Origin of the sequence: Agrobacterium radiobacter, from assembly GCF_040801995.1 — a bacterium.
Lineage (GTDB): Bacteria > Pseudomonadota > Alphaproteobacteria > Rhizobiales > Rhizobiaceae > Agrobacterium > Agrobacterium radiobacter.
The window spans coordinates 71,699-85,396 of record NZ_JBEGHX010000001.1; the positions used below are offsets into that span (position 1 = coordinate 71,699).

Genomic DNA, 13,698 nt, shown 5'->3' on the forward strand with positions numbered 1-13,698 from the left:
TCACACCCTTGATCTATGTCAGTTTCATCGATGAAACTGCACGCCATAGTCGCTGAGAGGTGGCCAACAAAATGCCGTGCCATCGTGATGACAGATCATGGAGAAGTGCATGCTTGAAAAGCGTATCCGCAACGCGTCCCTCTTGAACAGGATCGTCAGCGCCGAAGAGGCCGCCAGTCTCATTCAGGATGGCATGACGGTAGGCATGAGCGGCTTTACGCGGGCCGGGGAAGCGAAGGCCGTGCCGCTGGCGCTGGCCGAGCGCGCCAAGACACATCCCATGAAAATCACCCTGATGACCGGTGCGTCGCTGGGCAACGATCTCGACAAGACCATGGTCGAGGCGGGAATGCTGGCGCGCCGCATGCCGTTCCAGTCCGATCCGGCTTTGCGCAGGGCGATCAATGACGGCAAGGTGATGTTCATCGATCAGCATCTTTCCGAAACGGTCGAACAATTGCGCGGCGGCCAGATTCACGGGGTCGATATCGCCATTGTCGAGGCGGTGGCGATTACGGCGGAAGGCGGCATCATTCCTACCACCTCCGTCGGCAATTCCGCGAGCTTCGCCATTCTGGCCGACAAGGTCATCGTCGAGATCAACCTGTCGCAGCCCGAGGTGCTGGAGGGGCTGCATGACATCTTCATTCCCGCCAAGCGCCCGACCCGCATGCCCATTCCGGTGGTGGCAACGGATAGCCGTGTTGGCCTGCCCTTCATCCCGGTGCCGCCGGAAAAGATCGCCGCTATCGTTCTGAGTGATAAGAGCGACAGTTTTTCAACCGTGCTGCCGCCTGACGATGGGACCAAGGCCATTGCCGGCCATCTCACCGAGTTCCTGTTGAACGAGGTGCGTCACGGCCGCATGACCCATGAACTCCAGCCGCTTCAGGCCGGCATCGGCACCATCGCCAATGCCGTAATGCATGGTTTCATCGATACGCCGTTTCACGACCTCAAAATGTATTCGGAGGTCTTGCAGGATTCGACTTTCGAACTGTTTGATGCGGGCAAGCTAACCTTTGCCTCGGGTTCATCGATCACCTTGTCTTCCGCCATGAACGAGCAGGTCATGCCGCGATTGGCCGATTACAAGAGCAGATTGATCCTGCGCCCGCAGGAGGTCAGCAATCACCCGGAAGTCATCCGCCGCCTTGGCATTATCGGCATCAACACGGCGCTGGAATTCGATATTTACGGAAACGTCAATTCCACCCATGTCGGCGGAACGCACATGATGAACGGCATCGGCGGCTCGGGGGATTTCGCCCGCAACGCCTATATGTCCATCTTCGTCACCAAATCGATCGCCAAGGGCGGAGCCATTTCCAGCGTAGTGCCCATGGTCAGCCATGTCGATCATACCGAACATGATGTCGATATTCTCGTGACCGAGACCGGGCTTGCCGATCTGCGCGGTCTCGCACCTCGCGAGCGCGCGGCGGTTATCATCGCGAACTGTGTGCACCCCCAATATCGTGATGCGCTGACGGATTATTATCAGCGCGCGGTGGCGCGGGGAGGGCACACGCCGCATCTCATTGAAGAGGCGCTATCCTGGCATGAGGCGCTGCGCGAAAGGGGCACGATGCTGCCGCAGAAATAGGCCTGCGTTTTTTAAAGGTGCCCTCGCTGCCGGCTCAACCGCCATACAATTGGGTCCGTTTGGACACACCGGGGCGGAAATTGTCCGCTCTAGTGGTCAGGTTGCTGGCGCGGCGGTTCCGCCTCCGGTAGAAAATCCTCTCCCCCGGCTGCTTTCCGGCTGCCTCTGGGTTGTAGGAGAGTGATGTGATGCCCATTCGCTTCGTGGCCGTAATCGCCATTGTCGCCCTGCTCGCCGGTTGCGGGGGGCGTCCGATCGGGGTCATGACGCCGACGGGGCAGACCGTGGCGGGAACCACGCCGGTCAATCTTCTCGTCGCCACCACCCGCGCGCCATCGGAAAACGCCGCCGTGCTTTTTGGCGGCGAGCGTGGAACGGGTCTGAAGGTGGATGCGGTGACGGTTTCCATTCCTCCCAACGCCAACCGCAAGGTCGGGCAGGTGCAATGGCCGAAGAAGCTGCCGCCCAATCCGCTGAAGGATTTCACCACGGTGGCGGTGGAGCCCATTCGCTCCGAAGCCGAGACCAGAAGCTGGATCGGCAGACACATCCAGAAGGACCGGCGCGTGCTGGTCTTCGTTCACGGTTTCAACAACCGGTACGAGGAATCCGTTTATCGCTTCGCGCAGATCGTCCATGATTCCGGCACTGACGTCGTGCCCGTCGTCTTCACCTGGCCGTCGCGAGCGAGCATCTTTGACTATAACTACGACAAGGAAAGCACCAACTATTCGCGCGATGCGCTGGAGGAGATGCTGACCCGCCTCGCCAAGGACAGGTCCATCGGCGAGGTCACGGTCATGGCCCATTCCATGGGCACCTGGCTTGCGGTGGAGGCGCTGCGCCAGATGGCCATCCGCAATGGCCGTGTCGATCCGAAGATCGGCAATGTCATCCTCGCGGCGCCGGATCTGGATGTGGACGTATTCAGCCGGCAATTCGCAAGCCTCGGCAAAACCCCGCCGAAATTCACGCTTTTCGTTTCGCAGGATGACCGCGCGCTCAGCCTGTCGCGCCGCATTTCCGGCAATGTCGACCGTCTCGGCCAGATCGATCCATCGGTCGAGCCCTATCGCAGCGAGCTTGAAAAAGCCGGTATCACCGTTCTGGATTTGACCAAGCTGCAATCCGGTGACCGACTGAACCATGGCAAATTTGCCGAGAGCCCCGAGGTCGTGCGTCTGATTGGCGACCGCCTTATCGCCGGGCAGACGGTAACGGATTCCGACGTCGGTCTCGGTGAAGCTCTTGGCGCTGTCAGCATTGGTGCTGCGCAAACCGTTGGGACGGCGGCCAGCGTGGTGGTCAGCGCACCGATTGCAGTCTTCGATCCGCGCACACGGGAAAATTATGGCAGGCAGGTGGAACGACTGGGCCGCTCCATGGAAAACACGGTCGGATCGGTGGGTGATACGGCCGGCTCCGTGGTGGACGATCAGGCGCTTCAATCGTCAAGGGTGAACTGCGATGCTGCTGCCAATCGAAACCGGGCGGAATGCCGTAACCGCTAAAATACGATGCGAGAAAGGGCGCGGAAACGCTAAGCGTTTTTGTCATCACATTCCCGCAGATTTGTATACAGCTTGTATTTTTATCTGTATGGTCCGGTTAACAACCCCACTTCCGGAGTAAGACCCATGCGTTGGAAACGCACCCTCCAGCTTCTCGATGTCCATTGCGAAGGCGAAATCGGTCGTGTCGTCACTGGCGGCGCGCCGAAAATTCCCGGCAATACTGTGGCTGAACAGCTTCACTGGATGAATACGGATCCGCAGGGAGAGGCTCTGCGCCGCTTCCTGACACTGGAACCGCGCGGCACGCCCATGGGCTCGGTCAATCTTCTCCTGCCGCCGAAACATCCGGATGCGCATGCGGCTTTCGTCATTCTCCAGCCGGATCAGGCGCATGCTAGCTCGGGCTCCAATTCCATCTGCGCAACGACGGCGCTTCTGGAAAGCGGCATGGTGGAAATGCAGGAGCCGGAAACCGTCATCATTCTGGAAACGGCGGCCGGTCTGGTAAAGGCCACGGCCACCTGCCGCGACGGACGCTGCGAAAAGGTCAAGCTGACCATGGTGCCGTCCTTCGTGCACGAGCTGGATGTCAGCATCGACACGCCCGAATGGGGCAAGGTGACGATGGATATCTCCTATGGCGGCATTTTTTATGCGCTGGTCGATGTCCGCCAGATCGGTCTCACGATCGAAAAGGCCAATGCCGCGAAGCTGGTCTCGGCGGGCATGATCCTGAAAGATTTGGTCAACCGCGAAATGACGGTCGTCCATCCTGAAATCCCGGCCATCTCAGGCGTCGCCTATGTGATGTTCCGGGATGTGGATGCGGACGGTTCCATCCGCACCTGCACCACCATGTGGCCGGGCCGGGCGGATCGTTCGCCCTGCGGAACCGGCAACTCCGCCAATCTTGCCACGCTTTATGCGCGCGGCAAGGTGAAGGTGGGAGATGAATATAAATCCCGCTCGATCATCGGTTCGGAATTCGATGTCGGCCTTTCCGCCGTCACCGAGGTGGCGGGCCGTCCTGCCGTCATTCCAACCATCGCCGGGCGCGGCTTCACCTTCGGTCTGCATCAGGTTGGTCTCGATCCCTTTGACCCCCTGGCTGATGGTTTCGCGATGACCGATGTCTGGGGTCCGGAGGCGGGTAACATCTGAGCCACGCCTCAAAAAAATGACATTTACAGCCGCCCGATGGACTTTGGCGGCTGTTTTCCCGCGGCAAAAGATGCTAAGCGGGCGCCAATTCCGTCATGCTCCGAGGTATCCCGATGAAGTCGCTCACCCTGCGCCGCCCTGATGACTGGCACCTGCACCTGCGTGACGGGGCAATGCTGGAAGGGGTGATCGGGGATACGAGCCGCCATTTCGCCCGTGCCATCATCATGCCGAACCTGGTGCCGCCGGTCGTCACCACCGCCGATGCCCGCGCCTATCGCGAACGCATTGTCAGGGCCATTCCGGCGGGCGATCGTTTCGAGCCGCTGATGACCCTCTATCTCACCGAGGACACTCAGGCCGACGACGTGGAAGAGGGCAAAAAAAGCGGCCTCATCACCGCCGTAAAGCTCTATCCGGCTGGCGCGACCACCAACTCCCACGGGGGTGTGCGCGATTTCAACAAGGCCATGCCGGTTCTGGAGCGCATGGCGAAGATCGGCCTGCCGCTCTGCGTGCATGGCGAGGTAACGACACCGGAAGTCGATATTTTCGACCGCGAGAAAGCCTTCATCGATACGGTTCTGGAACCCCTGCGCCAGCGTCTGCCGGAACTCAAGGTGACGATGGAGCACATCACCACCCACGACGGCGTGGACTATATCAAGTCGTCCAAGGCCAATCTGGCCGGCTCGATCACCACGCACCACCTCATCATCAACCGCAATGCCATTCTGGTTGGCGGTATCAAGCCGCATTATTATTGCCTGCCCGTCGCCAAGCGCGAGGAGCACCGGCTGGCGCTGCGGGCTGCTGCGACTTCGGGCGACGCCCGCTTCTTCCTCGGCACGGATTCCGCCCCGCATGTGGACCCGCTGAAGGAATGCGCCTGCGGCTGCGCCGGCATTTACACCTCCATCAACACCATGAGCTGCCTTGCCCATGTCTTCGAGGATGAAAACGCCCTCGATAAACTGGAAGCCTTCGCTTCGCTCAACGGCCCGGCCTGGTATGGTCTTGCACCGAACGAGGAGACGATCACGCTGATCAAACGCGAGGAGCCGGTGTCGTTTCCCGCCAAGATCGAGACGGGCGCCGGGCCGGTGACCGTATTCGACCCGATGTTCCCGCTCCATTGGGATGTAAGCTGATTTTTTTGACCGCCGGCACTGCCGGCGGTTTTGTTATGGTCCTCAGGCATCCACCCATAAATTTCGGTGCCGCCTGCGGATGCCTGCAATGCTGAATCGAGACGCTGTGCTTTCCGAAAACCGATCCGGGTTTTCGGAGCGATAAACCAAGGCCGAAAAAGGAGAACGCCTATGAACCATTTCACATTCACTGACCGCACCGTTGTTGCGGAACTGGTTGCGAAGATGTTGTGGGAAATCAAGGCGGTCCATTTCAATTCCGAAAGCCCCTACACCTTCGCTTCAGGCATGAAGAGCCCGGTTTACATCGATATGCGCAAGCTCATCTCCTTCCCGCGCATCCGCTCGGCGGCAATGGATTTTGCGGCGGCGGCTGTCATGCGCGAGGCCGGTTTCGAGAAATTTGACTGTGTCGCGGGCGGTGAAACGGCTGGTATTCCTTTTGCGGCTTTCCTTGCCGAGCGCCTTGGCCTGCCGATGATCTATTGCCGCAAGAAGCCGAAAGGCCATGGCCGCAACGCCCAGATCGAAGGCCATATGCCTGAAGGCGCACGCGTTCTCGTCATCGAGGATCTGACGACGGCCGGCGGCTCGATGTTCACCTTCATCGACGCCATCCGTGCGGCGGGCGGTATCGTCGACCACGGCATTGCGCTCTTCTATTACGGCATCTTCGAAGAGGCCGAAGCGCGCTTCGCCAACGGCAATGTCAAGCTGCATTACCTGACGACCTGGCGCGACGTTCTGGCGGTCGCCCGCGCTGAAAAACTGTTTGACGAAGAGACCCTGTCCGAGGTCGAGGCTTTCCTCGATAACCCCCTGCCGTGGTCGGCAAAGCGCGGCGGTGTCAGCGAATTGCCGCAATCGTGATTTCGGATGCGGCCAGCCCGGTTTTGCGGCTGGCCTTCCGATCGATCTTCGTCTAAATCGATTTAAGTCCATTTGATTTGCTGTTTGAGGAGGACCGTAATGATCCTGTGTTGTGGTGAAGCCCTGATCGACATGCTGCCCCGGCAGACGACGCTGGGCGAGGCGGGTTTTGCCCCCTATGCAGGCGGAGCGGTCTTCAACACGGCGATTGCGCTGGGGCGTCTCGGCGTCCCATCCGCGTTCTTCACAGGTCTTTCCGACGACATGATGGGCGATATCCTGCGGACAACCCTGCGGGCGAGCAATGTGGATTTCAGCTATTGCGCAATGCTTTCGCGGCCGACCACGATCGCCTTCGTCAAGCTCATCGATGGCCATGCCACATACGCTTTTTATGACGAGAATACCGCCGGCAGGATGATTACCGAGGCCGATCTTCCGGCGCTTGGCGCGGATTGCGAGGCGCTGCATTTCGGCGCCATCAGTCTCATTCCGGAACCTTGCGGCAGTACCTATGAGGCGCTGCTGGTACGCGAGCACCAAAGCCGCGTCATTTCGCTCGATCCGAATATCCGCCCCGGTTTCATCAAGGACAAGCAGGCGCATATGGCTCGCATCCTCCGTATGGCGGCGAAGTCTGACATCGTAAAATTCTCCGACGAAGACCTTGAATGGTTCGGAGTGGAAGGCGACGAGGAGACGCTTGCACGCCACTGGCTGCATCATGGCGCAAAACTCGTCGTGGTCACCCGGGGCGCCAAGGGTGCCGTTGGTTATTCGGCCAATTTCAAGGTGGAAGTGGCGTCCGAACGGGTAGAGGTAGTCGATACGGTCGGTGCGGGCGATACATTCGATGCCGGCATTCTCGCTTCGCTGAAAATGCAGGGCCTTCTGACCAAGGCGCAGGTTGCCTCGCTGACGGAAGAGCAGATCAGGAAGGCTTTGGCGCTGGGTGCGAAGGCTGCGGCGGTCACGGTCTCGCGGGCCGGCGCGAATCCACCCTTTGCGCATGAGATCGGTTTGTGATGGGCGCGGTTGAACCATTTTGAACAGGTGGTTCAACACTCTTCCCGCCGCTAAAGCCGTAAAAAACCGTTATTTCGATATTATGAAGCTTGTGTCCGCTGTTTTTTCACGAAACAAGCATCGCATGAGCGTTCCCAAGTCCCATCCTTTTGATTTCGACCCGACCTATGGCATGCAGCGTGAACAGTTGCTGGCCATCACCCCGCCCGAGGCGCCGCCGGGCTTCGATGATTTCTGGAAAAAGCGCCATCGCCGCGCGCTCGCCACGGATCCTCGACCGGTACTGCGCAAGAGCAGGCTCAGCGACCCCCGCTGGCATGTCCTCGATATGACCTACACCTCCACCGGCGGTTTTCGTATCGGCGGGTGGATGCTGCTGCCGCGCGAGGGGCAGGTGCGTCGCGGCCTCGTTGTGGGCCATGGTTATGGCGGTCGCGAGGCTCCTGATTTCGACGTGCCGGTGGAAGAAACAGCCGTGCTGTTTCCCTGTTTTCGCGGGCTTTCGCTGAGCGCCTGCCCGCCGATCTCGTCCGACCCGGCCCTCCATGTTCTCTATAATATCGACAGGAAAGACGATTACATCATTGGCGGCTGCGTCGATGATCTGTGGGTTGCCGTTTCCACGCTCATAAGCCTTTATCCCTGGCTGGAGGGGCAGGTGGGTTATAGCGGCATCAGTTTCGGCGGCGGCATTGGCGCCCTGGCCATCCCTTTCGACGAGCGTATTGATCGCGGCCATCTGGTGGTCCCGACATTCGGACACCGGCCGTTCTGGCTGACGCTGCCCACCGTCGGCAGCGCGGATGCGGTTCAGACGTACCAGAAGACCCATGCCAATGTGCTTGAAACGCTGCGCCTGTTCGATGCCGCCTGCGCCGCCGCCCGCATAAAAGTGCCGATGCTGGTCGCGCCTGCGCTTTTCGATCCGGCAGTGGCGCCGCCTTGCCAGTTCGCGGTGGCCAATGCGCTGCCACAATCAAAATTTAATGAAATCTTCATCCTCGACGCCGGACATTTCGATTACCCTGACAGCGCATCGCAAGATGCGGTCCATAAGGACAAGGTCAGACGGTTTTTCAAGGTGCTATGAAACGCGAATATCTCCGCTGGTATAGTCAAAGGCTCCATCGCGACATGGAGCTGTTAATATTCGGCCATTCTGGCGCCAAGGTGCTGATGTTTCCCACCCGCGATGGGCGTTTCTTCGAATATGAGGAACTGGGCCTTGTCGGCAGTCTGGCCGACAAGCTGGAGGCGGGCCACCTTCAGCTCTATTGCATAGAGGGGCTGGCCAGAGAGACCTTCTATGCGGCCGGGCATCATCCCGCCGATCGCATTCGCCGACATGCCGCTTTCGAAGAGTATATTCTGAACGAAGTGCTGCCGCTGATGGCCGAGAAAAACCCGAATAGTGACACGATCGTGCAGGGCTGCAGTCTCGGTGCGTTTCAGGCCGCCAGCCTCGTCTTTCGCCACCCGCATCTTTTTCGCAAGCTCGTCGCCTTTTCCGGTCGTTATGATCTGACGATGAAGGTGGAATCTTTCGGTGACCTGTTCGATGGTTATTACGATGACGATGTTTATTTTCACATGCCGAGCCATTTTCTGCCGGGCCTCGCCTGCCCATGGCGGCTTGATCACCTGCGCCGCATCGACATGGTCTTCACCATCGGCGATGCCGACCCGTTTCTGGACAACAATCATCATCTGAGCCGGGTTCTGTCGGACAAGCAGGTGGGGCATCAGATGCATGTCTGGGATGGCCGCGCCCACCGTGCGGGCGCGTGGCGCAAGATGGCTGCGCTTTATATTTGAGGCCGGACCCGCATCTCAGGCGAGCAGGAATTCCATCAGGGCATTCTGGGCATGTAGGAGAAATGCCTTCGCTGCCCGGCTCTGGCAGGCCGGGTGCACCATGGCGTCCGTCGTCACCTCCTCACCACGCGCGACTGGCGGGCAGGGCAAAAAGATCGCATCGGGCCGCATCCTGTCGAGAAGCGATGCGGATACGCGATAATCGGTCAGATGAAAATCCGCGCCGGCGGGCCAGGAATCGGTAATGACGACATCCGCATCCAGCAACTCTGCCATCTCAGTGCTTACCCGGAAGTTCGGATTGATGAGGGCGGCATCGGTGACGTGCCATTGATCGGGATAAACCTGCGTGACCTGAATGGGCAGGGAAATCGAGGCTTCGACCCATGAGCGTAAAATATTGGCATCCGGTGCCACACCGACGATTTTGAGGCCGTCTATCCGGCCTCTCACGCTTTTGACATAGGCCAAATCGCCAAGCGTTTCGCATGGATGATTGGACTTTGTCCGCGCGTTGATGACAGGCGCACGCATTTCGGCTGCAAGCGCCCGGAGGGTCGAGAGTTCTTTCGTGCGCACGATCAGCAGATCGAACCAATTGTCGAGATAGCCCGCCAGATCGGCAATGTCTTCGCGGCCGTTAAAGCTGATCGGAACGGTGACGCAAATGCCGCCCATCGCCTGAATGCCAAGATCGAAAGCTGCGGTATTGCGCCAGCCGGTGTCATCAACGATCAGCCCGATGCGCTTTCCCTTGAGGGTCTGTGGCATCGTGGCCTTTGACCAGTCCTCGGCCAGAGCGCACGCGCGGTCGATGATCGAGAAGACCGCATCCGCGGGCAGGTCGTGAAACTCCAGAAAGTCCTTGCCCGGCTGCAACGGCATATGCGCCTCCAAAACGATATTCGACCAACGCTGCATTGAAAAAAGCCGGAAGTCTCCTTCCGGCTTTCGTAAATTGCGGCGTGTGGGGTTTATCCCGCCAGTCCCGCCAGCGCCTTCACCAGTCCCTGCGTCGAGCTGTCATGGCCGGCAGCGCTTTCCTTGCCTTCAACGACGGGAAGCAGGCCGGTCGCCAGTTCCTTGCCAAGCTCCACGCCCCACTGGTCGAAGGAGTTGATGCGGAACAGCACGCCTTCGACGAAGACGCGATGCTCGTAGAGCGCGATCAGGCGGCCAAGCGCAAACGGCGTCAGCTTGTCGTAGACGAAGGTGATGGACGGACGGTTGCCGGTGAAAACGCGGTGCGGCGCGATGAAATCGGCGAGTTTGTCTTCCATGCCCTTGGAAGTGAGCTGGGCTTTCGCTTCGGCCAACGTGCGGCCCTTCATCAGCGCTTCCGATTGCGCCAGGCAATTGGCGATGAGAAGCTGGTGCTGGTGGCGCAGTTCTGGCTCAAAACCGTTGGCGGCGATCATGAATTCCGCCGGAATGACGCTCGTGCCCTGGTGGATGAGCTGATAGAAGGCGTGCTGGCCGTTGGTGCCGGGTTCGCCCCAGACAACCGGGCCGGACTGGCCTTCGACCGGCGTGCCGTCGATGGTCACACCCTTGCCGTTCGATTCCATGTCGAGCTGCTGCAGGTAGGCGGGGAAACGCGAGAGCCGCTGGTCATAGGGCAGGATCGCCCGGGTTGGATAATTCAGCACGTTGCGGTTATAAAAACCGATGAGGCCGAGCAGCATCGGCAGGTTTTCGCGGATCGGCGCCTCGCGGAAGTGCCTGTCCATGGCATGCGCGCCATCCAGAAACTTGCCGAAATTATCCGGCCCGATGGCGATCATCAGTGGCAGGCCGATGGCCGACCAGATCGAATAACGTCCGCCAACCCAGTCCCAGAAACCGAAGATGCGGTCGCTTTCGATACCGAAGGCAGCCACCTTGTCGAGCGCGGTCGAAACGGCGGCGAAGTGATGCTTGACGGCTGCTTCACCCAGCTTTTCGGCGATGAAACGGCGCGCCGTGGCGGCATTCGTCATGGTTTCGATGGTGGTGAAGGTTTTTGAGGCGACGATGAAAAGCGAGGTCTCGGGGTCAACCAGCTTCAGTGTGTCGGCAATATGCGCGCCATCGATGTTGGAAACGAAATGCGCGCGTGGGCCATCATGGAAAGGTGCGAGCGCCAGCGTTGCCATGACAGGGCCGAGATCGGAGCCGCCGATGCCGATATTGATGACGTCGGTAATCTTCTTGCCAGTCGCGCCCTTCAGCGAACCGGAACGGATCGCATCGGCAAATTTGCCCATGGCCGCCAGAACGGCGTTCACATCAGGCATCACGTCCTTGCCGTCAACGAGAACCGGCGTGTTGGAGCGATTGCGCAGCGCGGTATGCAGCACGGCGCGGTCTTCGGTGAAGTTGATTGCCTTGCCGGAGAACATCTCCTCGCGTTTGGCCTCGACACCGCCTTCGCGTGCGAGCTGCTCGAGAAGCGTAACGATCTCCTCATTCACGGCGCATTTGGAATAATCCATCAGCAGGTCATCGAATTTGGCGCTGAAACGGCTGAATCTCTTGTCGTCGGCCGCAAAGGCGGCGCGAAGATCGGTTGCGGCTGTGCTGCTCGCCGTTGCTTTCAGTTTTTCGATGGTGGCCTGCATCTTGTGCTCCTCGGCTTCCGTGGAAGGATGAGGAAACTATTCTTTTTCAGGCGGCCAAATCAAGGCGACTTTGATAAAAGAAAAGGGCCGGGATGAAAGAAAGAGCCGGTCGCCCGGCTCTCCCCATTGGCTGAAACAATCAGTTCAGATTGCGCAATTCGCGCCGCAAGATTTTGCCGACATTCGATTTCGGCAACTCAGTGCGGAACTCGATGATTTTCGGCCGTTTGTAGTTCGTCAGGTTCTTGGCGCAGAACGCCTTGAGCTCCGCTTCCGTCAGGGACTGGTCCTTCTTGACCACGAAAAGTTTGACCGTTTCGCCCGAATGTTCATCCGGAACACCGATTGCCGCGCACTCCAGCACGCCCGGATGGCTGGCGGCCACTTCCTCCACCTCGTTCGGATAGACGTTGAAACCGGAAACGAGGATCATGTCCTTCTTGCGATCGACGATCTTGGTGTAACCGCGCTCGTCCATGAACCCCATGTCGCCGGATCGGAAGAAGCCGTCCGCGGTCATGGCCTTTGCGGTTTCATCCGGCCGCTGCCAGTAACCGGCCATGACCTGCGGACCGCGGATGCAGATCTCGCCGACTTCCCCTGTTGGCAGGCTGTTGCCGTCTTCGTCGCGAATATCGATTTCGGTCGAGGAAATCGGCAGGCCGATGGTGCCGCTGAATTCCGTGGAATCGAGACGATTGACCGTTGCAACGGGTGATGTCTCGGAGAGGCCGTAACCTTCGGCAATCGGGCAGCCGACGACGGAAAGCCAGCGCTCCGCAACGGGCCTTTGCACCGCCATGCCGCCGCCGAGAACCAGAATGAGGGACGACAGATCGAGCTTGCGGAAATCCTCGTTGTTCATCAGCGCGTTGAAAAGCGTGTTGATGCCGGGGAAAACATGTGGCTGATAATGCGCCAGCTCCTTCACGAAGCCGGGAATATCACGCGGATTGGCGATCAGCAGGTTATGGCCGCCGAGCGCAATGCCCATCAGCGAATTCACCGTCAATGCGAAGATGTGGCAGAGCGGCAGCGCGCAGATGAAGTTGAGAACCTCCGGGCGATCTTTTTTGCCATTGAAGGCCGCGTCCAGCCACAGGCTGATCTGGACCTTGTTGGCCAGAAGATTGGCATGGGTGAGAACCGCACCCTTGGATACGCCCGTTGTGCCACCGGTATATTGCAGGAAGGCGATGTCCTGCGCCGTGAGGCTGACCGGCTTCAACGAAAATCCCTGACCTTCCTTCAGCATCGCCTTGAAGCCGATGGAGCCGGGGATGGTGTAGGCGGGCACCAGTTTCTTGACCTTGCGAACCACCAGATTGACGATATGTCCCTTGAGACCAAGCAGATCGCCCATCGCCGCGACGACCACATGCCGGACGGCGGTTTTTGGCACCGCCTGCTGCGCCACATGGGCGAAGTTTTCCAGCACAAAGATCGCCTTTGCGCCGGAATCCTTAAGCTGATGTTCCAGTTCGCGCGGTGTGTAGAGCGGATTGACATTGACCACGACCATGCCAGCTCGCAGGATCCCGTATACGGCGACGGGATTTTGCAGGATATTCGGCATCATCACGGCAACCCGGTCGCCTTTTTCCAGTCCTCTGGATTGCAGCCAGGCGGCGACCGCGCGGGTTTCAGCGTCCAGTTCCCGATAGGTCAGGGACTTTCCCATGTTGGAAAAGGCCTTGCGGTCGGCAAATTGCGCACAGCTCTTTTCGAGAAGTTCGACAAGGGAGGCATGGGCGGATGCGGGGATTTCGGAAGGTACGCCCGGCGGATAGGATGCCAGCCAGCGCTTCTGTGCGCCGACATTTTCCGGGTGTCCCAAGGACAGTTCACTCATGCTTCTCCTCCCAGAGTCTTTGTTGCGCCGCGCATTCATTGAAATGCGTTAACGGCGCTTTCGGCTGCCTGATGTTCACGAGGCTCCCGCATTCAACCGGCCC

The 13,698-nt window shown here is 59.3% G+C and carries 11 protein-coding genes; 8 read left to right on the top strand and 3 right to left on the bottom strand.

Annotation, left to right across the window (positions count from 1 at the left end; translation table 11 throughout):
• The first annotated feature begins 109 nt into the window (after nt 1–109).
• From MRBLRC7O_RS00355 to MRBLRC7O_RS00390, 8 genes are all read left to right on the top strand, one after another.
• A complete protein-coding gene (locus MRBLRC7O_RS00355; protein ID WP_111820712.1) occupies nt 110–1,606 on the top strand; it encodes a succinyl-CoA:acetate CoA-transferase ScpC in 1,497 nt (498 codons plus the stop codon).
• A gap of 188 nt (nt 1,607–1,794) precedes the next feature.
• Nucleotides 1,795–3,117 carry an alpha/beta hydrolase gene (locus MRBLRC7O_RS00360; protein ID WP_003503627.1) on the top strand — a complete coding sequence of 441 codons (1,323 nt, stop codon included), beginning with the start codon at nt 1,795–1,797 and terminating at the stop codon, nt 3,115–3,117.
• A gap of 126 nt (nt 3,118–3,243) precedes the next feature.
• Nucleotides 3,244–4,281, top strand: a complete 1,038-nt coding sequence (locus tag MRBLRC7O_RS00365) for a 4-hydroxyproline epimerase (RefSeq protein ID WP_003503625.1) — start codon at nt 3,244–3,246, stop codon at nt 4,279–4,281.
• Between the two features lie 113 nt (nt 4,282–4,394).
• Nucleotides 4,395–5,432, top strand: coding sequence for a dihydroorotase (gene pyrC, locus MRBLRC7O_RS00370; protein ID WP_080866515.1), 1,038 nt, complete (start codon nt 4,395–4,397; stop codon nt 5,430–5,432).
• Nucleotides 5,433–5,603: 171 nt separating this feature from the next.
• Nucleotides 5,604–6,302: an orotate phosphoribosyltransferase gene (locus MRBLRC7O_RS00375; RefSeq protein ID WP_003503621.1), complete on the top strand. Its 699-nt coding sequence runs from the start codon at nt 5,604–5,606 to the stop codon at nt 6,300–6,302.
• A gap of 99 nt (nt 6,303–6,401) precedes the next feature.
• A complete protein-coding gene (locus tag MRBLRC7O_RS00380; RefSeq protein WP_003503619.1) occupies nt 6,402–7,328 on the top strand; it encodes a carbohydrate kinase family protein in 927 nt (308 codons plus the stop codon).
• Nucleotides 7,329–7,452: 124 nt separating this feature from the next.
• Nucleotides 7,453–8,418 carry an acetylxylan esterase gene (locus MRBLRC7O_RS00385; protein ID WP_080866516.1) on the top strand — a complete coding sequence of 322 codons (966 nt, stop codon included), beginning with the start codon at nt 7,453–7,455 and terminating at the stop codon, nt 8,416–8,418.
• Nucleotides 8,415–9,143, top strand: a complete 729-nt coding sequence (locus MRBLRC7O_RS00390) for an esterase family protein (protein WP_080865788.1) — start codon at nt 8,415–8,417, stop codon at nt 9,141–9,143. Before MRBLRC7O_RS00385 ends, MRBLRC7O_RS00390 begins: the two co-directional genes overlap by 4 nt.
• 15 nt (nt 9,144–9,158) lie before the next feature.
• On the opposite strand, the gene MRBLRC7O_RS00395 is transcribed toward MRBLRC7O_RS00390, so the two are convergent.
• From MRBLRC7O_RS00395 to MRBLRC7O_RS00405, 3 genes are all read right to left on the bottom strand, one after another.
• Nucleotides 9,159–10,028, bottom strand: coding sequence for an ornithine carbamoyltransferase (locus MRBLRC7O_RS00395; RefSeq protein WP_080866517.1), 870 nt, complete (start codon nt 10,026–10,028; stop codon nt 9,159–9,161).
• Between the two features lie 89 nt (nt 10,029–10,117).
• Nucleotides 10,118–11,743 carry a glucose-6-phosphate isomerase gene (gene pgi / locus MRBLRC7O_RS00400; protein WP_080865790.1) on the bottom strand — a complete coding sequence of 542 codons (1,626 nt, stop codon included), beginning with the start codon at nt 11,741–11,743 and terminating at the stop codon, nt 10,118–10,120.
• A 139-nt stretch (nt 11,744–11,882) separates the two neighbouring features.
• Nucleotides 11,883–13,595, bottom strand: a complete 1,713-nt coding sequence (locus MRBLRC7O_RS00405) for a long-chain fatty acid--CoA ligase (RefSeq protein WP_080865792.1) — start codon at nt 13,593–13,595, stop codon at nt 11,883–11,885.
• Nucleotides 13,596–13,698: the final 103 nt, after the last annotated feature.